The sequence below is a fragment of the Hydrogenophaga sp. ANAO-22 genome (genome assembly GCF_042466645.1).
Classification (GTDB): Bacteria; Pseudomonadota; Gammaproteobacteria; order Burkholderiales; family Burkholderiaceae_C; genus Hydrogenophaga.
Genome location: NZ_CP159956.1, coordinates 901,806 through 922,067 on the forward strand (window position 1 = coordinate 901,806; position 20,262 = coordinate 922,067).

The following is a 20,262-nucleotide window of genomic DNA, read 5'->3' on the forward strand; positions in this document are numbered from 1 at the left end:
GCCTTGTGCCCGCTGTCGAACGCTGGCAGGGCCAGTGGGCCACCGAAGAAGACACCCAGGCCTTCGCGCGCCGCCTCGCCACCACCCCGGCCATCGCCCACGCCACGCTGACCCTGCAGGGCGACCTGGGCGCGGGCAAGACCACGCTGGTGCGCCACCTGCTGCGCGCGCTGGGCGTGCGCGGTCGCATCAAGAGCCCCACCTACGCGGTGGTCGAGCCGCACAGTGCGATCGACTGCGCGGTGATGCCCGAGGGCGAGCCGCTGCAGATCTGGCACTTCGACTTCTACCGCTTCAACGACCCGCGCGAATGGGAAGACGCGGGCTTCCGCGAACTTTTCGCCAGCCCCGGCCTCAAGCTGGTGGAATGGCCCGAGCGCGCCGGTGAGTTTCTGCCGGTGGTCGATCTCCAGATCGACATTCAACCCGACGACATGACCACACCGCAAGCCCACACCGACCCGGACCAGGACACCCAGCGCACCGTGCACGCCACGGCGCTCACCGCCACCGGCCGCCTGCTGCTGGAGGCCTTGGCATGAACGGCAACCTCAGCCGCCGCACCCTGCTGCGCACCGGCTCGCTGGTGCTGCTGCTGGGCGCGCAACAGATCGCGCGCGGCGCCAGCGTGGTGGCCGTGCGCATCTGGCCGGCCGAGGACTACACGCGCGTGACCATCGAGTCCGACGGCGTGCTGCAGGCCAAACAGTTCTTCGTGACCGACCCGCCCCGGCTGGCGGTGGACATCGAGGGCATCGACCTGCTGCCTGGCCTGCGCGAGCTGGTGGGCAAGCTCAAGTCGGACGACCCCAACATCGCCGGCATCCGCGCCGCGCAGAACGCGCCCAACGTGGTGCGCCTGGTGATCGACCTCAAGAAGCCGATCAAGCCGCAGGTGTTCAACCTGGAGCCCGTGGCGGCCTACCAGCATCGCCTGGTGTTCGACCTCTACCCGCTCAACCCGCCCGACCCGCTGGAGCAACTGATCGCCCAGCGCATGAAGGACATGGACGCGGCCAGCGAACGCGCCGCGCGCCTGCTGGGCCTGGAAGCCGACAAAGTCACCAAGCCGGCCACCCCGGCCGACGACCCGCTGGGCGAGCTGATCGCGGGCCGCGAGCGGCCCAAGGCCCCGGCCAACCCCGACCAGGGCCCGCCGCTGCCGGCGGCCAAGCCGCCAGGCGGCAGCGACGACACCGCCGTGGCCGGTGCCACCCCCAAGGGCAGCCCGGCCAAGCAACCGCCCGGGGGCAAGGGCAAGACCGAGCGCCTCATCATCATCGCGCTCGACCCCGGCCATGGCGGCGAAGACCCCGGTGCCATCGGCCCCAACGGCACGCAGGAAAAACGCGTGGTGCTGCAGATCGCGCACAAGCTGCGCGAGCGCATCAACGAGACCCGCGTCAACGGCAACCCCATGCGCGCCTTCATGACGCGCGACAAGGACTTCTTCGTGCCGCTGCAGGTGCGCGTGCAGAAGGCCCAGCGCGTGCAGGCCGACCTGTTCATCAGCATCCACGCCGATGCCTTCCTCACGCCCCGGCCCCAGGGCGCCAGCGTGTACGCGCTGAGCACGCGCGGCGCCAGCAGCTCGGCCGCGAAGTGGATGGCCGACAAGGAGAACGCGGCCGATCTGGTGGGTGGCCTGAACACGAAGACGGCCGACGCGCATGTGCGCCGCGCCCTGCTCGACATGAGCACCACAGCCCAGATCAACGACAGCCTGAAACTCGGCACGGCCATGCTGGGCCACGTCAAGCGCATCGGCAAGCTGCACAAGCCCCAGGTGGAGCAGGCCAACTTCGCCGTGCTGCGCGCGCCCGACATCCCCAGCGTGCTCGTGGAGACGGCCTTCATCAGCAATCCCGATGAAGAAAAGCGCCTGAACGACCCGAAGTACCAGGACGACCTGGCCGACGCGCTCGTGCGCGGCATCGTCGCGTACTTCTCGAAGAACCCGCCGCTGGCGCGCAACCGCCAGATCTAGACCGGGTAAATCAGCGAGTTCAGCACCATCTCGCTGTCGTACACGCAGAGCCGGCTTTTCAGCTTCAGCCCGGCATCGGTCCGCACGAAGTCGTCGATGTAACGACCCACCTGGTACACCTCGCTCACACCGCCGGGCTTGGTGCGGAACACCGCGTAGTTCGCTTCGGCGCGGATCGGGTCGTCCGCCGTGCCCGCACCCGCGTGGGTCACGCGCGCCGGGCTCACCACGTGGCGCGTGTAGTACGGGCCATGGTAGATGGTCTGGCTGGTGCCGTAGATGCGGTCGCGCATCATGCCCTGGCTCTCCAGCGCGATCAGCGCCAGCGGGAGCTTGCGGTCGAAGTTCTCGCGCGCCTGCACCTTGTAGCGCGCGTCTTCCACGAAGCACTCGGGCCATTCGCCGAAGCGGCGCTCGTCGAGCGAGGCCGCATAGGCCGCGTTGAAACGGTCGATGGCGTGGTGCAGCAGCAGGCTCTGCAGATCGGTGTCAATCACAGCATTCATGGATAGGTTTGTTCGGAGACAGGTGACTGGTGACCAGAGGTGCCGCGGAACCGGCTTTGCCGGGCCGCCAGCACCGCCCCCTTGAGGGGGTCGAGCGAAGCTCGGCGAGGGTGTTTCACTAGACCCCCATCGCTTTCTTCCAGTAGGCGTACATCGAACGGATCAAAGTCTCGGTGACCATGTGCTCGGTGGGCGGCTGACCCACGTCGTCCTCGCGGCCACCCAGTTCCACCAGCGTGGCGCCCTCTTCGCCCCATTGTTCGAAGCCGTCCTGGCTGAACTCGATCACCTCGCCGTCGTCGGCGCTCACGAAACCGGCCGGGCCGAACAGGTTGGCCTGGCGCAGGCGGCGCTGGGTCATCTCCTCCGTGTCGTCGGTGAAACCGAAGTGCGTCCACACGAAATCGAACTCGCCCGCGCCCCGCGGCACGATGTGGCGGGTGGACAGCGAGTTCACCTGCTGCTGGATGATGAGGCTGGGGAACAGCGTGATCATGGTCACCGTGGGTGTGATGGTCGCGCCCGGGTGGGACGGGTCGTCCACCGTCCACCAGGGTTCGGGTACCACGTCGAGCAGGCGCGTGTCGTTGAGGGCCATGTCGGCCTTGAAGCTGGTCACGCCTTCGGTCACCGTCTTGTTCGCGCCGCCGTCGTTGCGGCGCGAGATCATCACGGCGTGGCGGCCTTGCGCGTCCATCACCATGCGGCTCTTCTGGTCGGCGCGCCACAGGCCGAAGGTGACGAACCAGGTGTGCAGCAGGCCCGGGTGGTAGGGGTCCTTGATGTTCTCCATCATGAGCTTCCAGTTGCCCGGAATGCGCTGGCGGTTGTAGCCCAGCAGCTTGAGTTCGCGGCCTTGGAAGATGCGGTCGAGCCAGGGCATGACCTGCGGACCGATGTACTGCTCGAAGGGTTCGGCCTCTTCGCTGAAGGTGGCGAACACCAGGCCGTGCAGCACGGCCACGCGCAGCTTGGTCAGGCCGTTCTTGCCGAGGTCGAAATCGGCCGGCATGCCGCCGTTGACGCACTCACCATCCTTCACCCCGTCCTTGAACGGCAGGCCGGCCAGGTCGCCGTTGAGCTTGTAGGTCCACTGGTGGTAGGGGCAGACGAAGCTGCGCGCGTTGCCGGTCTGGCCGTCCATCGGCGACTGGCAGAAGCGCACGCCCCGGTGCGCGCAGCGGTTCTCCACCACGCGGATGCCGTGGTCGGTGGCGCGCTCCTTGGGCGCGACGCGGTCGCGCACCATGATCACCTGGCGCTCACCGATCCAGCTCAGCCTGTAGTCGCCGGTGTTGGGGATTTCGATCGCCAGGCCCACGTAGCTCCAGTGCGGGCCGTAGAAGAGGCGCTCGAGTTCGCGCTGGTACAGCGTGGGGTCGGTGTAGGCCCAGAAGGGCACCCGGCTGGTGCCGGGCTCGCGCCAGCGCGACAGGGTTTGCGGTGCGTTCATGTCTCCTCGCGTGCGGGAAACGCCCCGCTTGAAGAAAATGATACGCCTACTCATCAATTCAGGCAAAACCCGGGCGTCCCCCAGGGCACTGCCCTGTTCTGGTCGTCAACTTCATATCTTCAAAGTATCGATATTGTCGATTTCATATATTTGACGCACACCCTCCATGTCTCTATCGTCCCGCCGACCAGCGAGCCAAGCAGGCATCGCCGGCCCACAACGACGGAGACAACGGACATGAGCCATTCGCACCGCCCGGGGCAGCCTCCCAGGCTTCCCCTCCCCCACGCCCTGCTCGCAGGCACCGCGCTGTGCCTGCTGCTCGCCGCCTGCGGCGGCGGGGGCTCCGACAGCGCCGCGGGCAACAACGACGACGACGCGGGCGGCGGCCCGCCCCCGGTGGTCGCGCCGCCCATCGACCCGGTGGCCGCCTGCGCCGCGCTCAACGGCTTCACGCTCGCGGCGGCCGACCTGTCGCTGCCCACCACCGGCGCCTCGGTGACCGCCGCCACCTACCTCACCGGTGGCACCCTGGGCAACCACTGCCAGGTGCGCGGCGCGATCCGCCCGGTCGACCCGAGCGCGCCCGACATCGGCTTCGCCGTCAACCTGCCCACGGACTGGAACGGCAAGGCCATCCACTTCGGCGGCGGCGGCTTCAACGGCCGCCTGATCGACGGCACCGAGCAGATCCGCTTCGGCCCGCCGGACAAGCCGGCCCCACTGGCGCTGGGCTACGCCACCTTCGGCGACGACAGCGGCCACCAGAGCAGCAGCATCACCGACGGTTCGTTCGCCGCCAACGACGAAGCGCTGGCCAACTACGGCGGCCTCGCGCTCAAGAAGACCCACGATGTCGCCATGAAGCTGGTGCGCGCGCGCTACGGCAGCGCACCGACGCAGGCCTACTTTCTCGGCACCTCCACCGGCGGGCGCGACGCGCTGGCGCACATCCAGCGCTGGCCGGCCGACTACCACGGCGTGATCGCGAACGAACCCGCGCTCAACTACAGCGGCACGCGCCTGAGCAACCTGGCCGTGGGCCGCGCGCTCTACCTCAACGGCGGCGCGGGCTGGCTCAACGTCGCCAAGACGCTGCTGGTGCAGCGCACCGCCATGACCGCCTGCGACACGCTGGATGGCGCGGCCGACGGCATCGTCAGCAACGTGGAGAGCTGCCGCCTGCTCAACGCGCAGGTGCTCAACGCCTTGCGCTGCCCCGGGGGCGTGGACACCGGCAACACCTGCCTGTCGGACGCGCAGCTCGACACCGTGCGCGCCATCGAATCGCCGCTGGACTTCACCACCTACACCCTGGCCCATGGCGTCACGCGCGCGGGCGGCTACAACCTGCTCGAAGGCGCGCTGGTGGCCGGGCCGTACACCTCGCGCGACCTCGGCACGCGGGCGGTGCCGGGCAACCCCGCCACCTCGGCGGACGCCAACATGTACGTCACGGGCGACCAGTGGGCCAAGTACTTCGTCACGCGCGTGGCCTCGTTCGACTCGCTCGGCTTCGACCCGCTGAACCCCGGCCTGTACACGGCGCGCGTGCAGGCGGCCTCGGCGCAGACCGACGCCACCAACCCCGACCTCTCGGCCTTCCTCGCGCGCGGCGGGCGCCTGATCATGCTGCACGGCCTGGCCGACGAGGTCATCAGCCCGAACTCCACCATCGACTACCACCAGCGCGTGCTCGCCACCGTGGGGCAGGCCGCCGCCGACGCGGGCATCCGCTTCTACACCGTGCCCGGCATGGGCCACGGCACGGGCGTGTTCATCCCCAACTGGGATTCGCTGGCGGCGCTGGAAAACTGGGTCGAGCGCGGCCTTGCGCCCGCCACTGTCACCGCCTTCGACGCGGTCGCCGGCACCTACGGCCGCACGCGCCCGCTGTGCGAGTACCCGGCCTACCCGAAATACCGGGGCAGCGGCAGCCTGGACGCGGCGGTGAATTTCAGCTGCGTCACCGAGGTGGGCGACCCGCTGGCCTGCAGCCACCTGCCCAGCGCGCTGACCAGCTACAAGGGCGGCAACACGCGCGGCGAGGAACTGACGCTGCAGGTGGACCCGGCCACGCTGGCCTACACCCTCACCATCGACGCCAGCCTGCAGCGCGCGCCGGGCACGCAGCGCAGCGGCACCCTGATCGCCCAGGGGCAGTGCAGCTACGCCAGCGCCGAAAACGGCGCGCTCTTCACCTTCAGCGCCGGCGGCCTGGTGCACGGCGGCATCGCGGCGGCCAGCGGCGGCGGCCATCTGCCCCTGCTGGCGTTCCGCGACACCTTCGTCAACACCACCGCGGGCAGTGGCTTCAACACCATCGCGGGCGACTTCAATGCCGTGGGCGCCGACTACAGCGCGGGTGGCACCCTGAGCACCTGGGCCGGCACCGGCAAGATCCGCAACGCGGGCACCTGGCAGACCTGCCAGGCCACCGGCACGCCGCCGGGCTTCATGCTCTACGAGGCCAACTGCTCACCGGCCACCAAGGGCTACCTGCAGTACAGCGCCGTGCGCAACGCCTACGAGCTCATGCTCACCTCCACCTGCGGTGGCGCGGGTTGCCCCTCGACGCCCACCTCGGGCGGCACGGTCACCGGCTCCGTGGTGGCCGGCCTGGTCGGCGGCAGCCCGGTGCCGCTGGTGCTGCTGCGCGCGGCCGATGCCAGCAGCTCGGGCATGCGGCTCTACGCCAGACAGGCCACCCTGTTGCCCGGCACGGGCGATGGCCGCTACGCGATGAACAGCACCGACGGCAGCGCGGTGGGCGACGCCACGGTGCTGGGCACCGCCCTCACGCGCGGCGCGCAGTCCGATGTGCTGGACTTCGACACGCCCGTGGCGGGTGTCACACAGACCCGCGCGGCGCCACCGGCCCACCTGCTGTTCAGCAACGGCGTGCTCGGCCAGCTGGAGACCACCCGGCTGCTGCTGGGCGTTCGGCACTGAGAAAAACACCCCCTGCGCCGCTGCGCGGCTTCCCCCTCTCTGGCGCCTTCGGCTGGGAGGGGGACGGCACCTCGGGCCGGCGAAGCCAGACCCTTGTTGCCCCTGGTGGGCGGCGCGCTCCGGCGGAGTACTCAGGCGGTGCCGGCGCGCTTGGCTTCGCGGCTGGCTTTCCAGGCGCCGAAGATGGCGATCAGGCCGGGCACGATAATCAGGGCCCAGATGATCATGCTCAGGTTCTCCTGCACCCAGGGCAGGTTGCCGAACAGGTAACCCGCCGTGGTCAGGCCCACCACCCAGATCAGCGCGCCGATCACGTTGTAGGCCGTGAACTTGACGCGCGTCATCTCGGCCACGCCGGCCACGAAGGGCGCGAAGGTGCGGATGAAGGGCATGAAGCGCGCCAGGATGATGGTGATGCCGCCGTACTTCTCGTAGAACGCGTGCGCCTGGTTGAAGGCGTTGCGGTTGAACAGGCGCGAGTTCTCCCACTGGAACACCTTGGGGCCGAAGTAGCGCCCGATGGTGTAGTTGGTCTGGTCGCCCAGCACCGCCGCGATGACCAGCAGCACCATGGCCAGCGGCAGGCTCATCAGGCCCACGCCGCACAGCGCGCCCACCACGAACAGCAGCGAGTCCCCGGGCAGGAAGGGCATCACCACCACACCGGTCTCGGTGAAGATGATCAGGAACAGCAGGGCATAGACCCAGGCCCCGTAGTTCTGCACGAAGGTCTGAAGGTGCTGGTCCACATTCAGGATGAAGTCGATGAGGAAGGTAACGATTTCCATGGTGGGGGCATTATCCCTGCGGCCTACAATTTGCCCGTGACAAGCCTTCCCACCCCCACCGCCCTCCCCCGCCGCCCCATCCGCGAACTGCCCGATGAGCTGATCAGCCAGATCGCCGCGGGCGAGGTGGTCGAGCGGCCCGCCTCGGTGGTGCGCGAGCTGGTGGACAACGCGCTGGACGCGGGCGCGACGCAGATCACGCTGCGCCTGCAGGCCGGCGGCGTGCGGCTCATCAGCGTGGAAGACAACGGCTGCGGCATCCTGCGCAGCGAGCTGCCCCACGCGCTCAAGCGCCACGCCACCAGCAAGATCGCCAGCCTCTCCGACCTCGAGTCGGTGGGCACCATGGGTTTTCGCGGCGAGGCGCTGGCCGCCATCTGCTCGATCGCGGAGGTCTCGCTGCTCACGCGCGTGGACACGCCCGACGAACCCCACGGCTGGCTGCTCGACGGCCGCAGCGGCGAGCTGCAGCCCACCGCCCGCGCGCCCGGCACCACGGTGGAAGTGCGCGAGCTGTTTTTTGCCACGCCCGCGCGGCGCAAGTTCCTCAAGACCGACGCGACCGAACTCGCCCACTGCATCGAGGCCGTGCGCCGCCACGCGCTGGCCCGGCCCGACGTGGGCTTCGCCATCTGGCACGAGGGCAAGCTGGTGGCGCAGTGGCGCGCGGTGGCCGGCGACAGCGGCATGGCCGCGCTGCGCCAGCGCCTGGCCGACGTGCTCGGCGAGGACTTCGTGGCACAGGCCGTGGCGGTGGACTGGCCCATCGACCCCCCCGTCCTGGTGGCGAACGGCCAGCAGCGCCTGCGCGTGTGGGGCTTCGTCGGCGTGCCCGACGCGGCGCGCTCGCGCGCCGACTGGCAGTTCGCCTATGTGAACGGCCGCTACGTGCGCGACAAGGTCATCACCCACGCCGCGCGCAGCGCCTACGAAGACGTGCTGCACGGCCACCGCCAGCCGGTGTACGCGCTGTTCGTCTCGCTCGACCCCACGCGCGTGGACGTGAACGTGCACCCCACCAAGATCGAGGTGCGCTTCCGCGACAGCCGCGAGGTGCACCAGGGTGTGCACCATGCGGTGGAAGCCGCGCTCGCGGTGCCCCGCTCGGGCAACAGCGCGGCAGATGCGGCCCCCCTGCCGGTGGCCGCGCCCGCCGCCCCGGCCTGGACACCCCCGGCGCGGCAGGCCCCGTTTGCGTTCGCGCCGCGCGAGCCCGAGGTGGGCCACCGCGTGAGCGACGTGGCGGCCCTGTGGGCCACCGCACCGGCCGCGGCCCCCCCGACCACGGCCAGCAGCAATGCCAACGCCTGGACCCCGCCCGCGCGCAGCGCCGACCCCGCGCCGACCCAGGCCTTGCCCGAGGGCGACTGGCCGCTGGGCCGCGCCATCGCGCAGCTGCAGGGCGTGTACATCCTTGCCGAGAACGCGCACGGCCTCGTGGTGGTGGACATGCACGCGGCCCACGAGCGCATCGTCTACGAGCGGCTCAAGCAGCAGCTCGACGAGCAGCAGCTGGCCAGCCAGCCGCTGCTGATCCCGGCCACCTTCTCCGCCACGCCCGACGAGGTGGCCACCGCCGAGGACCGCGCCGACGTGCTGGCCACGCTGGGCCTGGAAATCACCGCCCTCTCGCCCAAGACACTGGCCGTGCGCGCCGTGCCGACCACGCTGGCGCAGGGCGACCCGGTGGAGCTGGCGCGCAGCGTGCTCGCCGAGCTGGGCCAGCACGAAGCCAGCACAGTGGTGCAACGCGCCCGCAACGAACTGCTGGCCACCATGGCCTGCCACGGCGCGGTGCGCGCCAACCGGCGTCTCACGCTGGACGAGATGAACGCGCTGCTGCGCCAGATGGAAGTGACCGAGCGCTCCGACCAGTGCAACCACGGCAGGCCCACCTGGCGGCAGATGGGCATGAAGGAACTGGACGCCCTGTTTCTGCGCGGCCGCTGACTCGCGCCCGCTTTTTTGCACCAAAAACAGGCGAGACCCTCGGGTAAACGAGAGGGACGCCGACCGTCTGTTGCGCCAAAACAGGGCGTTTTGCGTCACGAAATGCAGGTTGCGCATAATCTCATGCACTTTTTTAAAGCATGAGACACATGAAATACACCTCGGCCCACCATTTCCTCGAACACGTCGCGCACCAGAACCCCGGTCAACCCGAATTCCACCAGGCCGTCTCGGAGGTCATGGAAAGCCTCTGGCCTTTCATTGCCGCCCACCCCAAGTACGCCGAACACGGCCTGCTGGACCGCCTGGTCGAGCCCGAGCGCGTGGTGATGTTCCGCATTTCCTGGGTCAACGACCACGGTGACGTGCAGGTCAACCGCGGCTACCGCATCCAGCACAGCTCGGCCATCGGCCCCTACAAGGGCGGCATGCGCTTCCACCCCTCGGTGAACCTGTCGATCCTGAAGTTCCTGGCCTTCGAGCAGACCTTCAAGAACGCGCTGACCACGCTGCCCATGGGCGGCGGCAAGGGCGGCTCCGACTTCGATCCCAAGGGCAAGAGCCCGGGCGAGGTGATGCGCTTCTGCCAGGCCCTGGTGAGCGAGCTGTTCCGCCACGTCGGCAGCGACACGGACGTGCCGGCTGGCGACATCGGCGTGGGCGGGCGCGAGGTCGGCTTCATGGCCGGCATGATGAAAAAGCTCAGCAACCGCGCCGACTGCGTCTTCACCGGCAAGGGCCTGTCCTTCGGCGGCTCGCTGATCCGCCCCGAGGCCACCGGCTACGGCACGGTGTACTTCGCCGAAGAGATGCTCAAGCAGCGCGGCATGAGCTTCCAGGGCCTGCGCGTGAGCGTGTCCGGCTCGGGCAACGTGGCGCAGTACGCGGTCGAAAAGGCCATGGCGCTGGGCGCCAAGGTGGTCACGGTCTCCGACTCCAGCGGCACCGTGATCGATGAGGACGGCTTCAGCCCCGCCAAGCTCGCCGAGCTGATGGAGGTGAAGAACCACCTCTACGGCCGCGTGAGCGACTACGCCGAGCGCACCAAGACGCGCTTCGAGCCCGGCAAGAACCCCTGGGCCGTGCCGGTGGACGTGGCCCTGCCCTGCGCCACCCAGAACGAGCTCAACGCCGAGGACGCGGCCACCCTGATCCGCAACGGCGTGATCTGCGTGGCCGAGGGCGCCAACATGCCCACCACCATGGAGGCGGTGCAGCGCTTCGAGCAAGCCGGCGTGTTGTACGCGCCCGGCAAGGCCAGCAACGCCGGCGGCGTGGCCACTTCCGGCCTGGAGATGAGCCAGAACGCCATGCGCCTGTCCTGGCCGCGCGACGAGGTCGACGCGCGCCTGCACACCATCATGCGCGGCATCCACGAGGCCTGCCTGCAGCACGGCCGCCGCGCCGACGGCACGGTGAGCTACGTGGACGGCGCGAACATCGCCGGCTTCGTGAAGGTGGCCGACGCGATGCTGGCCCAAGGCGTCATTTAGCGCACCCCCTGCGCCGCTCACGCGGCTTCCCCCTGAAGGGGGACGACACCTGGGGCCGGCAAAGCCGGACCCTCGGTGTCTCTGGCTGCTCTGCCCGCAGGCGCAAGGCGTGATCTAAACCACGCGGGCGCCTTCGCGGTGCCCCGGCGGTGTGGCATGGAACCTGCGGAAGGAGGAAAGTACCTGAACTTTTTCCCCTTCTGGTGCATCCATCACCGCCATGAAGCGCCTCATTGTCACCCTGCTCGCCGCCCTGGCCCTGTTGGCCGGGTGCGCCACACTGGATGAGAAGCAGCGCTTCTGGATCTTCCAGCCCTCCGACCGCACCTGGGCCGGCGGCCTCAGCGCCGCCGAGGGCATGGACGACGTGTGGATCGATTTCGACTCCCCCAAGACCGGCAAGCCGGTGAAGCTGCATGGCCTGTGGGCCGCGCACGAGAACTTCGAGCGCCGCAAGGACGCGCCGGTGCTGCTCTACCTGCACGGCGCGCGCTTCAACGTCACCGGCTCGGCCTTCCGCGCCCGGCGCATGGAAGACCTGGGTTTCTCGGTGCTGGCCATCGACTACCGGGGTTTCGGCAAGAGCACGAACGAGCTGCCCTCCGAGACCACCGCCTACGAAGACGCGCGCGCGGCCTGGAACTGGCTCGGTAAAAAATACCCCGGGCGGCCGCGTTACATCTTCGGCCACTCGCTGGGCGGCGCCATCGCCATCGAACTCGCGGCCCAGGTGGACGACGAGGCCGGCACCGTGGTCGAAGGCACCTTCACCTCCATCCCCGACGTGGTCAGCACCTTCAAATGGGGCTGGCTGCCGATCTCGCTGCTGATCACGCAGCGCTTCGAGGCCGTCAAGCGCGTGCCCGAGATCGGCTCGCCGCTGCTCGTGGTGCACGGCGGGGACGACCGCCTGATCCAGCCCGAGCTGGGCCGCAGGCTGTACGAGGCCGCCAAGGGCCGCAAGGCCTTCGTGCTGGTCGAAGGCGGCTCTCACCACAACACCAACTCGGTCGGGCAGGCGCAGTACCGCGCCGCGCTCTCCAGCCTGTTCGGCATGCGCGACGAGAGCGCGGACGCGCTGAAGGTGGTCGAGCGCTAGACCCGGCTCAGTGCTGCACCGCCTGGGCCAGCGCCGCCCAGGCCTTGTGGTTCAAGGGCATGGTGGCCGCCGCCGCCGCGATCGGGTGCGAGGACAGCTTGACCACCACCATCTCGGCCTTGGGGTTGATGTGGATGAACTGGTTGTGCACGCCGGCCGCCTCCCAGGCGCCATCGGCGTTGTGCAGCGCCCACCACTGGTTGCGGTAGCTGTAGCCCGCGCGCGCCTGCTGGCCCGGTGCCTTGGCGAACTTCTCGCGGTCGCCGCCGCGCGCGGTGTCGGCGATCACCTCGCTGGCCAGGATGCGCTGGCCGTTGAACTCGCCGCCCCGGCGCAGCATCTCGCCAAAGCGCGCCAGGTCGCGCAGCGTGGCGCTCATGCCCGAGCCCTGCAGCGGCGTGCCCACCGAGTCGATCATCACGCTCGCGTCTTCCTCGGCGCCCAGCTTCTGCCAGACGCGTTCGCTCAGCAGGTCGGCGAAGTGCTGGCCGCTCGCGCGCGAGACGATCCAGCCCAGCACCTCGGAATGCACGGTGCGGTAGACGAAGGCCTCGCCGTGCTCGCCCTCCTTCTTCAAGGTTTTGAGAAAGCTGTAGATGTCCTTCGGCCCGGTGTAGGTGGCGGGCGCGGGCAGCATGCCGCTGGAGAACAGGTAGGGGAACACCTCGGTCGTGGGATCGGTGTAGACCTCGCGGTAGCGCACCGCGCCGGTCATGTCCATCACCTGGCGCACGCTCATGTCGTCCCAGGCGCTGCCGGCCAGTTCGGGCACGTACTGCGTCACGCGCGCGGCCGGGTCGATGCGGCCTTCGTGCGCGAGCTGCGCGGCCAGCAGGCCGGTGAAGCTCTTGGTGACGGAGAACAGCAGGTGCGGCGTCTCGGGCTTCATGTTGCGGTAGCGCTCGTACACCACCCGGCCGCGGTGCAGCACGATGAGGGCGTCGGTGTAGGTGTTGCGCTGCCACTCGGCGATGGTGGTGCGCCCGCCCTGCTCGTCGGCGAAGGCCCAGTCGTCCAGGTTCTTTTCGCGGCGCGGCAGCGGGGCCACCGCCGCCGGGCCGCGGCGGATGTTGCGCGTGGGCAGCAACTCGCGCACGTGCTGCAGCGACCAGGTCATCTGCGGGTAGCGGGTGCGGTTGCCGTTGTCCACCAGCTTGTCGGGGGCCGGCGGAAAGCCTTCCATGTAGCCGAGCTTGTCGAGCAGCACGCTGTCGGGTGGCGGCAGTTGCGGGGCCTGGGCCCAGGCCGTGGGCAAGGCCAGCAGCAGGCCGCAGAGGGCGGTGGTGATCGGTCGGACGCGGTGGCGCATGGGTCTTGTCTCCTGTTGTGGTTCGGGAATACCGGGGTCTCGCCACGGGCAAGTTACCGGGACAATGGCGCGCAATCTTGATGAGAACCTGATGCCCAGTCCCGCACGCGACGACGACAACGACGCGCCCACCGGCACCCACCCCGGCGGGCTGGGCTACACCGCCGCCGACGACGGCGACGTCTGCCACCACGGCCGGCCGCTCGCGCTGCCGCCCAAGGAGCGCGCGGTGCTGCACCTGCTGCTGCGGCAATGGCCGCGCACCGTGTCCAAGGAGCAGTTCGCGCGGCAGGTGTGGGCCGGCCAGCCGATGTCGGACGAAAGCCTGGCCCGCTGCATCGCGCAGCTGCGCCAGGCCCTGCCGCCGGCCACCGGCCTGGCCCTGCGCGCGGTGTACCGGCGCGGCTACCGGCTGGAGGTGGCCGCCTCCACCAACGAGGCCCCGTCGCCCGCGCATGGTCGGCTGGCGCACGCCGCCATGGCAGCGCCGCACCAGGTGGAGACGCTGACCCACGCGCGCCAGCTCGTGCAGCAGCGCACCGCCGAGGCGCTCGTGCGCGCCGAGCGGCTGCTGCGCGCGCTGATCGACGAGGTGCCGGACTACCTCGCGGCGCCGCTCGCGCTGGCCGAGTGCCTCGCGGCCACGGTGAGCTGCGGCCTGGCCGTGCGGCGCGAGCGCATCGACGAGGCCCTGGCGCACCTGGACCGCGTGGCCCACGGCGCGCCCCACATGCCCGGCCTGTGGGCCGAGAGCGCGCACCTGCTCGACTGCGCCTGGCGCTTCGACGAGGCCGCCGCGCTGCACGAACGCGCCCTGGCCAGTTCGCCGCTGGACGCCGCCACGCACTACTACCGGGGCTGGCACCTGCTCGCCACGGACCGGCCGCGCGAGGCCGTGGCGGCGCTGGAGCAGGCCCTGCGCTTGAACCCGTTCTCGGTCTACATGGCCATCCTGCTGGCGCGCGCGCTGGCCACCGCGGGCGACCCCGAAGCCGCGCTCGCGCGGGCACGGCGCACGCGCGAGAACGCGCCCGAGCACCGCGCCGCCGCCTTGCACCTGCTGGGCGTGCAGGCCCTGGTGGCGCCCTCGCCCGCTCTGGCCGCCCAGGCCCTCGAGCTGCTGCCCGACCCGGCCGCGTGGGTCTTCGCCGCGTCCACGCTGGGCTATGTGCTCGCGCGCTGTGGCGAGGCCGACGCGGCCGCGCGCGTGATCGCCGGTACCCAGCAGGGCAACCCGAGCGAGCAGGCCACCCACGTCGCGGCGCTCGCGCTGCTGGGCCGCCGCGATGAAGCGATGGACCGCTTGGAGCGCGCCGCCGCCGAGGGCTGCGGACACCTGCCGCTGGTGCTGCTGGCCACCGAGAACCACGGCCTGCGCAGCGAGCCGCGCTGGCCGGCCATCGCGGCCCGCGTCTGGCCACCCCGCTAGCCACGCGCCGCAAGGTGTTCTGCTACCCTCGACCGGATGCCCGCCCCGCCTCCTTCGCCCTCTTCTTCCGCCATGTCGCCCGGCCTGATCGTGCTGGTGCTGTCGCTGCTGCTGGGCCTGCAGCCGATCGCCACCGACCTCTACCTGCCCGCGCTGCCCGCGCTCACCTCGGGCTTTGGCGCGCCCATGTCGCAGGCCCAGCTCACGCTCACCGCGCTGCTGCTGTGCTTCGGCCTGTCGCAGCTGGTGTGGGGCCCGCTGTCGGACCGCCACGGCCGCCGGCCCGTGCTGCTGGTGGGCATGAGCGCCTTCGTCGCGGCCTCGATCGGCAGCACCTTCGCGCCGTCGATGGAACAGCTCATCGTCTGGCGCGCGGTGCAGGGCGCGGCCATGGGCGCGGGCGTGATGTGCGCGCGCGCCATCGTGCGCGACCTGTACGCGCCCAGCGAAGGCGCGCGCGTCATGTCCAAAGGCCTCACCGGCCTGGGCGTGATCGCCTGCGCCGCGTCGCCCACCGGCGGCCTGCTGTCGGACCTGTTCGGCTGGCGCGTCTCGCTCATGGCGCTCGCGGTGTTCGGCGCCATCACCCTGCTGGTCGTGGCCTGGCGTTTCGAAGAGACCCTGGCGCAGAAGAACCCGCGCGCGCTCTCGCCCGGCACCCTGTTCGGCAACTGGGCGCAGATCGCGCGCCACCCCACGTTCTGGGCCTTCGCGCTGCTGTCCACCGCGTCCTACGGCGGCCTGTTCACCTTTCTCGCGGCCTCGTCCTTCGTGTTCATCCGCGTGCTCGGCCTGTCCACCACGGCCTATGGCGTGGTGATGTTCAGCATCTCGCTGGTCTACATCCTGGGCACCTTCCTGTGCCGACAGCTGCTGCCGCGCCTGGGCCTGCGCCGCACGGTGGCCGTCGCCGGGGTCATCACGCTCACCGCCGGCACCAGCATGGGTGTCCTGGGGCTGCTGGGCGTGCAGAGCACCTGGGCCATCCTGGTGCCGTTCTGGCTCTTCATGCTCGCGCACGGCGTGCACCAGCCCTGCGGCCAGAGCGGCGCGGTGGGCCCGTTTCCGCAGGCCGCTGGCGCGGCCTCGGCGCTCAGCGGTTTCCTGTCGATGGTCACGGCCTTCGCCATGGGCGGCTGGCTCGGCGTGAGCCTGGCCGGCATCGGTGAAGGGCGCGGCTCGGTGCTGCCGCTGACCAATGGCCTGTGGTTCTGGAGCGTGCTCATCGCCCTCGTGGCCTGGACGCTGGTGCAGCGCCATGGCGAGGCGCACACCGCGCCGCAGCGCGTGAGCGCATCGGCCCGTTGACACCCCTCACCATGCCAGCCGCTCCCCGTTGCATCGCACTCGCCGGCCCCACGGCCAGTGGCAAGAGCGCGGCCTCGCTGGCCATCGCGTTGCGCTGGCCGATGGAAATCATCAGCGTCGACTCGGCCCTGGTCTACCGCGGCATGGACATCGGCAGCGCCAAGCCCAGCGCGGCCGAACGCGCCCAGGTGCCGCACCACCTGATCGACATCCTCGACCCGCTGCAGAGCTACAGCGCCGCCGACTTCGTGCGCGACACCACGCGCCTGGTGGACGAGATCGCCGCGCGCGGCCGCACCGCGCTGCTGGTGGGCGGCACCATGCTGTATTTCAAGGCCCTGCTGGTGGGCCTGGACGAGATGCCCCAGGCCGATGCCCGCGTGCGCGAACGCATCGAAGCGCGCGCGCTCGAACTGGGCTGGCCCGCGCTGCACGCCGAACTCGCGCGCGTGGACCCGATCACCGCCGCGCGCCTGCCGCCCAACGACTCGCAGCGCATCCAGCGTGCGCTGGAGGTCTACGAGGTCTCGGGCCAACCCCTCTCCAGCTTCCAGACCGGCCGCACCCACAACCCGGACAGCCCGCTCGCGCCCGAGCACCTGATCTCGCTCGAACCGCAGGACCGCGCCTGGCTGCACGCGCGCATCGCCCAGCGCTTCGACGACATGCTCGCCGCCGGTTTTCTCGACGAGGTGCGCGCGCTGCGCGCGCGCGGCGACCTCTCCACCGAGCTGCCGTCCATGCGCTGCGTGGGCTACCGCCAGGCCTGGGACATGCTGCAGGCCCACGGCGACGCGCTCACGCGCGAACAGCTCGCCGAGCTGCGCGACCTCGGCATCTTCGCCACCCGCCAGCTCGGCAAGCGCCAGCTCACCTGGCTGCGCTCCATGCCGCAGCGCCGCGTGATCGCCTGCGACGCGCCCGACGCGCTGGCCCAGGTGCTGCACACCGTCGAAACCCTGCTGGGTCCGGCCGCATGAGCACGCCGGCCCTGGTGGTCCACGAACTCGGCAAGCGCTACGGCGGCACGCCCGTGTTCAGCCAGGTGAGCCTGAGCGTGGCGCCGGGCGAGTTCGTCGCCATCGTGGGCGAGTCGGGCGTGGGCAAGTCCAGCCTGCTCAACTGCCTGGCCGCGCTCGACGACTGGAGCGAAGGCCACATCACCCACCAGGGCGTGGACCTCGGCACGCTCGACGAGACCCGGCGCGCGCACTGGCGGCGCGAGCACCTGGGCTTCGTGTTCCAGGCCTTCCACGTGCTGCCGCACCTGGACGTGGCGCAGAACGTGGGCCTGCCCCTGCTGCTCCTGGGCCGCCCCGACCCGGCGCGCGTGCGGCAGATGCTCGACGCCGTGGGCCTGGGCGGGCTGGGCGCGCGGCTGCCGGCCGAACTCTCGGGTGGCCAGCTGCAGCGCGTGGCGATCGCGCGCGCGCTGGTGCACCGCCCCGGCCTGCTGCTGGCCGACGAGCCCACCGGCAACCTCGACCCCGGCACCGCCACCCAGGTCATGGACGTGCTGCAGCAGCAGGCCACCGAGAGCGGCGCGGCGCTGGTGCTGGTCACGCACTCCCGCGCGGCCGCGGCGCGCGCGCAGCGCGTGCTGCACCTCACCGCCTCGGGCCTGCAGCCCGCGCTCACCACCTGACACGTTTTCCGCGTGCACGGCGCGGGGCATCGCGGTAAGGTCAGGGCATGGCCGGTGAAAAGAACCTGCCATGTAACTTGATTACAATAAAATCCAAAATCACAAGTAACTAAATTAGACCATGGTCACAACGAATCCCGCCCCCATCCCTGCCGAGCCGCTCGATCTGGTGATCTTCGGCGGCGTGGGCGACCTCTCGGTGCGCAAGCTGCTGCCCGCGCTCTACATGGCGCACCTGCACCGCAACCTGCCCGAGGCCACGCGCATCCACGCGCTGGGCCGCCAGCCGTGGGACCGCGAGACCTTCACCGCCTTCATCCACGAGAAGGTGCGCGCCTTCATCGCCCCCGAGACGCTGGACGAAACCGCCTGGCAAGGCTTCGTGGCGCGCCTGGGCTATGTGTGCCTCGACGCCACGCAGCCGGCCGACTTCACCGCCCTGGCCGGCGCGCTGCAGCCGGGCTCGGACCGCGTGTACTACCTCGCCACCGCGCCCACGCTGTTCACCGGCATCTGCGCCAACCTGCACGGCGCCGGCCTGATCGACGAGCGCTCGCGCGTGGTGCTGGAAAAGCCGCTGGGCCACGACCTGGCCTCGGCGCGCGCCATCAACGACGAGGTGGGCCGCTACTTCAGCGAGGGGCAGACCTTCCGCATCGATCACTACCTGGGCAAGGAGACGGTGCAGAACATGATGGTGCTGCGCTTTGGCAACACCATCTTCGAGCCGCTCTGGCGCAGCCCCTACATCAAGAGCGTGCAGATCACGGTGGCCGAGTCGGTCGGCGTGGGCAGCCGCGCCGGCTTCTACGACGGCACCGGCGCGCTGCGCGACATGGTGCAGAACCACCTCCTGCAGCTGCTGTGCATCGTGGCCATGGAGCCACCGGTCTCGCTCGACCCCGATGCCGTGCGCGACGAAAAACTCAAGGTGCTGCGCTCGCTGCGCCCCATGACCGAGGCCGACGTGGCGCGCGACACCGTGCGCGGCCAGTACACCGCCGGCGCCTCCAACGGCGACAAGGCCGCGGGCTACCTGCAGGAGGCCAACGTGCCGGCCGACAGCACCACCGAAACCTTCGTGGCCCTGCGCGCGCACATCAACAACTGGCGCTGGGCCAACGTGCCGATCTTCCTGCGCACCGGCAAGCGCATGGCCGAGCGCCGCTCGGAGATCGTCATCGAGTTCGCCGACCTGCCGTACACCATCTTCCCCGACGCACCGCGCCAGCCGGTCAACCGCCTGATGATCCGCCTGCAACCCGAGGAACACGTGCAGCTGCAGATGATGGCCAAGGAACCGGGCAGCGGCATGCGCCTGCGCCCGGTGAGCCTGGACCTGGACCTCGAATCGGCCTTCAGCGCGCGCCGCGCCGAAGCCTACGAGCGCCTGCTCATGGACGTGATCAAGGGCCGCCTGACGCACTTCATGCGGCGCGACGAGCTCGAAGCCGCCTGGACCTGGGTCGAGCCCATCCTCGACGGCTGGAGCAACCTGAGCGAGAAGCCCCGCCCCTACACCGCCGGCAGCTGGGGGCCTGCCGCCTCGTCCGCGCTGATGGCGCGCGAAGGCTCGGCCTGGGTGGAAGAAGCCTGACCCCATGAACGCGCTCGACCGCCCCCCACCCAACCCGCTGCAGGTGCACCCCGCCAGCAACGCGGCCGAACTCGCGGCGCAGCTGGCCCTGCATGCCGCGCAGCGCCTGCGCGAGGCGATCGGTGCGCGTGGCCACGCGGTGCTCGCGGTCTCGGGCGGCAAGTCGCCGGTGGCGATGTTCGAACGCCTGCGCGAGCAGCCGGTGGAATGGGACCATGTGAGCGTGCTGCTGGTGGACGAGCGCTGCGTGCCGCACGATCACCCCGAGAGCAACACCGCCCTGGTGCGCACCCACCTGCTGCAGGGCGCCGCCGCCGCGGCCCGCTTCGTGCCCTTCTTCGACCGCCTGCCCACCGTGCTCGACGACGCCGCGCTCGCGGCCCTGGCCGACGGCGCCAACCACCGCCTGGCCACCCAGCCCTGGCCCATGGACCTGGCCGTGCTCGGCATGGGCGAGGACGGCCACACCGCGTCGATCTTTCCGGGCGCGCCCGGCCTGGCCCGCGCGCTGCACGGCAGCGGCCCGGTGACCTGGCAGCGCCCCGCAGAAGCGTCGCGCGCGCCGCACGCGCGCCTCACCCTCACCCTGCCGGCCTTGCTCGCCACGCGCGAACTGGCCCTGTCCATCAGCGGCGCGAGCAAGCTCGCCGTGTACCAGCAGGCCCGGCTCGCCGCCGACGAAAGCCTGCCGGTGTCGCTGGTGCTCAACCAGCACCTCACGCCCGTGAGCGTCTGGCTGGCCTGAA

Annotated in this window: 16 protein-coding genes; 12 read left to right on the plus strand and 4 right to left on the minus strand. The window is 70.4% G+C overall.

The annotated features are described in order from the left end of the window. The first annotated feature begins 5 nt into the window (after nt 1–5). On the plus strand, nt 6–542 hold the full coding sequence (gene tsaE / locus ABSY19_RS04225) for a tRNA (adenosine(37)-N6)-threonylcarbamoyltransferase complex ATPase subunit type 1 TsaE (protein ID WP_382159354.1): 537 nt from the start codon (nt 6–8) through the stop codon (nt 540–542). Then, nucleotides 539–1,987, plus strand: coding sequence for an N-acetylmuramoyl-L-alanine amidase (locus ABSY19_RS04230; RefSeq protein ID WP_382159356.1), 1,449 nt, complete (start codon nt 539–541; stop codon nt 1,985–1,987). Before tsaE ends, ABSY19_RS04230 begins: the two co-directional genes overlap by 4 nt. On the opposite strand, the gene ABSY19_RS04235 is transcribed toward ABSY19_RS04230, so the two are convergent. Both ABSY19_RS04235 and ABSY19_RS04240 read right to left on the minus strand, forming a co-directional pair. After that, nucleotides 1,984–2,493, minus strand: a complete 510-nt coding sequence (locus tag ABSY19_RS04235) for an aromatic-ring-hydroxylating dioxygenase subunit beta (RefSeq protein WP_382159358.1) — start codon at nt 2,491–2,493, stop codon at nt 1,984–1,986. The genes ABSY19_RS04230 and ABSY19_RS04235 overlap by 4 nt on opposite strands. Before the next feature lie 118 nt (nt 2,494–2,611). Further along, nucleotides 2,612–3,946 carry an aromatic ring-hydroxylating dioxygenase subunit alpha gene (locus ABSY19_RS04240; protein WP_382159360.1) on the minus strand — a complete coding sequence of 445 codons (1,335 nt, stop codon included), beginning with the start codon at nt 3,944–3,946 and terminating at the stop codon, nt 2,612–2,614. A 237-nt stretch (nt 3,947–4,183) separates the two neighbouring features. Here ABSY19_RS04240 and ABSY19_RS04245 point away from each other — a divergent pair, with 237 nt between their 5' ends. Next, entirely contained in the window at nt 4,184–6,898 is a 2,715-nt protein-coding gene (locus tag ABSY19_RS04245; RefSeq protein ID WP_382159362.1) for a tannase/feruloyl esterase family alpha/beta hydrolase, read from the plus strand. Nucleotides 6,899–7,029: 131 nt separating this feature from the next. Here the strand turns inward: ABSY19_RS04245 and ABSY19_RS04250 are convergent, their stop codons facing one another. Then, nucleotides 7,030–7,686, minus strand: a complete 657-nt coding sequence (locus tag ABSY19_RS04250) for a DedA family protein (protein WP_382159364.1) — start codon at nt 7,684–7,686, stop codon at nt 7,030–7,032. 36 nt (nt 7,687–7,722) lie between these two features. On the opposite strand from ABSY19_RS04250, the gene mutL reads away from it, so the two are divergent. From mutL to ABSY19_RS04265, 3 genes are all read left to right on the plus strand, one after another. Next, nucleotides 7,723–9,636, plus strand: coding sequence for a DNA mismatch repair endonuclease MutL (gene mutL, locus ABSY19_RS04255; protein WP_382159366.1), 1,914 nt, complete (start codon nt 7,723–7,725; stop codon nt 9,634–9,636). Between the two features lie 149 nt (nt 9,637–9,785). Then, nucleotides 9,786–11,129, plus strand: coding sequence for an NADP-specific glutamate dehydrogenase (gene gdhA, locus ABSY19_RS04260; RefSeq protein ID WP_382159368.1), 1,344 nt, complete (start codon nt 9,786–9,788; stop codon nt 11,127–11,129). A 220-nt stretch (nt 11,130–11,349) separates the two neighbouring features. Beyond that, nucleotides 11,350–12,228, plus strand: coding sequence for an alpha/beta hydrolase (locus ABSY19_RS04265; protein WP_382159370.1), 879 nt, complete (start codon nt 11,350–11,352; stop codon nt 12,226–12,228). A gap of 7 nt (nt 12,229–12,235) precedes the next feature. On the opposite strand, the gene ABSY19_RS04270 is transcribed toward ABSY19_RS04265, so the two are convergent. Next, nucleotides 12,236–13,537, minus strand: a complete 1,302-nt coding sequence (locus ABSY19_RS04270) for a serine hydrolase domain-containing protein (RefSeq protein ID WP_382159371.1) — start codon at nt 13,535–13,537, stop codon at nt 12,236–12,238. Nucleotides 13,538–13,628: 91 nt separating this feature from the next. Between ABSY19_RS04270 and ABSY19_RS04275 the strand changes: the two genes are divergently transcribed. From ABSY19_RS04275 to pgl, 6 genes are all read left to right on the plus strand, one after another. Next, a complete protein-coding gene (locus ABSY19_RS04275) occupies nt 13,629–14,966 on the plus strand; it encodes a winged helix-turn-helix domain-containing protein (protein WP_382159373.1) in 1,338 nt (445 codons plus the stop codon). Nucleotides 14,967–15,002: 36 nt separating this feature from the next. Beyond that, nucleotides 15,003–16,274, plus strand: coding sequence for a Bcr/CflA family efflux MFS transporter (locus ABSY19_RS04280; protein WP_382159375.1), 1,272 nt, complete (start codon nt 15,003–15,005; stop codon nt 16,272–16,274). Nucleotides 16,275–16,285: 11 nt separating this feature from the next. Next, nucleotides 16,286–17,254, plus strand: coding sequence for a tRNA (adenosine(37)-N6)-dimethylallyltransferase MiaA (gene miaA / locus ABSY19_RS04285; RefSeq protein ID WP_382159377.1), 969 nt, complete (start codon nt 16,286–16,288; stop codon nt 17,252–17,254). After that, nucleotides 17,251–17,919, plus strand: coding sequence for an ABC transporter ATP-binding protein (locus tag ABSY19_RS04290; RefSeq protein ID WP_382159379.1), 669 nt, complete (start codon nt 17,251–17,253; stop codon nt 17,917–17,919). Before miaA ends, ABSY19_RS04290 begins: the two co-directional genes overlap by 4 nt. A gap of 121 nt (nt 17,920–18,040) precedes the next feature. Further along, nucleotides 18,041–19,516 carry a glucose-6-phosphate dehydrogenase gene (gene zwf, locus ABSY19_RS04295; RefSeq protein ID WP_382159381.1) on the plus strand — a complete coding sequence of 492 codons (1,476 nt, stop codon included), beginning with the start codon at nt 18,041–18,043 and terminating at the stop codon, nt 19,514–19,516. Between the two features lie 4 nt (nt 19,517–19,520). Then, a complete protein-coding gene (pgl, locus tag ABSY19_RS04300; RefSeq protein WP_382159383.1) occupies nt 19,521–20,261 on the plus strand; it encodes a 6-phosphogluconolactonase in 741 nt (246 codons plus the stop codon). Nucleotide 20,262 lies beyond the last annotated feature (1 nt).

Excerpts from the sequence above, each read along its gene's own strand:
- gdhA (WP_382159368.1), top strand. The coding sequence starts at position 9,786 with ATGAAATACACCTCGGCCCACCATTTCCTCGAACACGTCGCGCACCAG.
- ABSY19_RS04250 (WP_382159364.1), bottom strand. The coding sequence starts at position 7,686 with ATGGAAATCGTTACCTTCCTCATCGACTTCATCCTGAATGTGGACCAG.
- ABSY19_RS04235 (WP_382159358.1), bottom strand. The coding sequence starts at position 2,493 with ATGAATGCTGTGATTGACACCGATCTGCAGAGCCTGCTGCTGCACCAC.
- ABSY19_RS04240 (WP_382159360.1), bottom strand. The coding sequence starts at position 3,946 with ATGAACGCACCGCAAACCCTGTCGCGCTGGCGCGAGCCCGGCACCAGC.
- zwf (WP_382159381.1), top strand. The coding sequence starts at position 18,041 with ATGGTCACAACGAATCCCGCCCCCATCCCTGCCGAGCCGCTCGATCTG.
- ABSY19_RS04270 (WP_382159371.1), bottom strand. The coding sequence starts at position 13,537 with ATGCGCCACCGCGTCCGACCGATCACCACCGCCCTCTGCGGCCTGCTG.
- pgl (WP_382159383.1), top strand. The coding sequence starts at position 19,521 with ATGAACGCGCTCGACCGCCCCCCACCCAACCCGCTGCAGGTGCACCCC.
- ABSY19_RS04275 (WP_382159373.1), top strand. The coding sequence starts at position 13,629 with ATGCCCAGTCCCGCACGCGACGACGACAACGACGCGCCCACCGGCACC.
- ABSY19_RS04290 (WP_382159379.1), top strand. The coding sequence starts at position 17,251 with ATGAGCACGCCGGCCCTGGTGGTCCACGAACTCGGCAAGCGCTACGGC.
- ABSY19_RS04280 (WP_382159375.1), top strand. The coding sequence starts at position 15,003 with ATGCCCGCCCCGCCTCCTTCGCCCTCTTCTTCCGCCATGTCGCCCGGC.
- ABSY19_RS04245 (WP_382159362.1), top strand. The coding sequence starts at position 4,184 with ATGAGCCATTCGCACCGCCCGGGGCAGCCTCCCAGGCTTCCCCTCCCC.
- miaA (WP_382159377.1), top strand. The coding sequence starts at position 16,286 with ATGCCAGCCGCTCCCCGTTGCATCGCACTCGCCGGCCCCACGGCCAGT.
- ABSY19_RS04265 (WP_382159370.1), top strand. The coding sequence starts at position 11,350 with ATGAAGCGCCTCATTGTCACCCTGCTCGCCGCCCTGGCCCTGTTGGCC.
- ABSY19_RS04230 (WP_382159356.1), top strand. The coding sequence starts at position 539 with ATGAACGGCAACCTCAGCCGCCGCACCCTGCTGCGCACCGGCTCGCTG.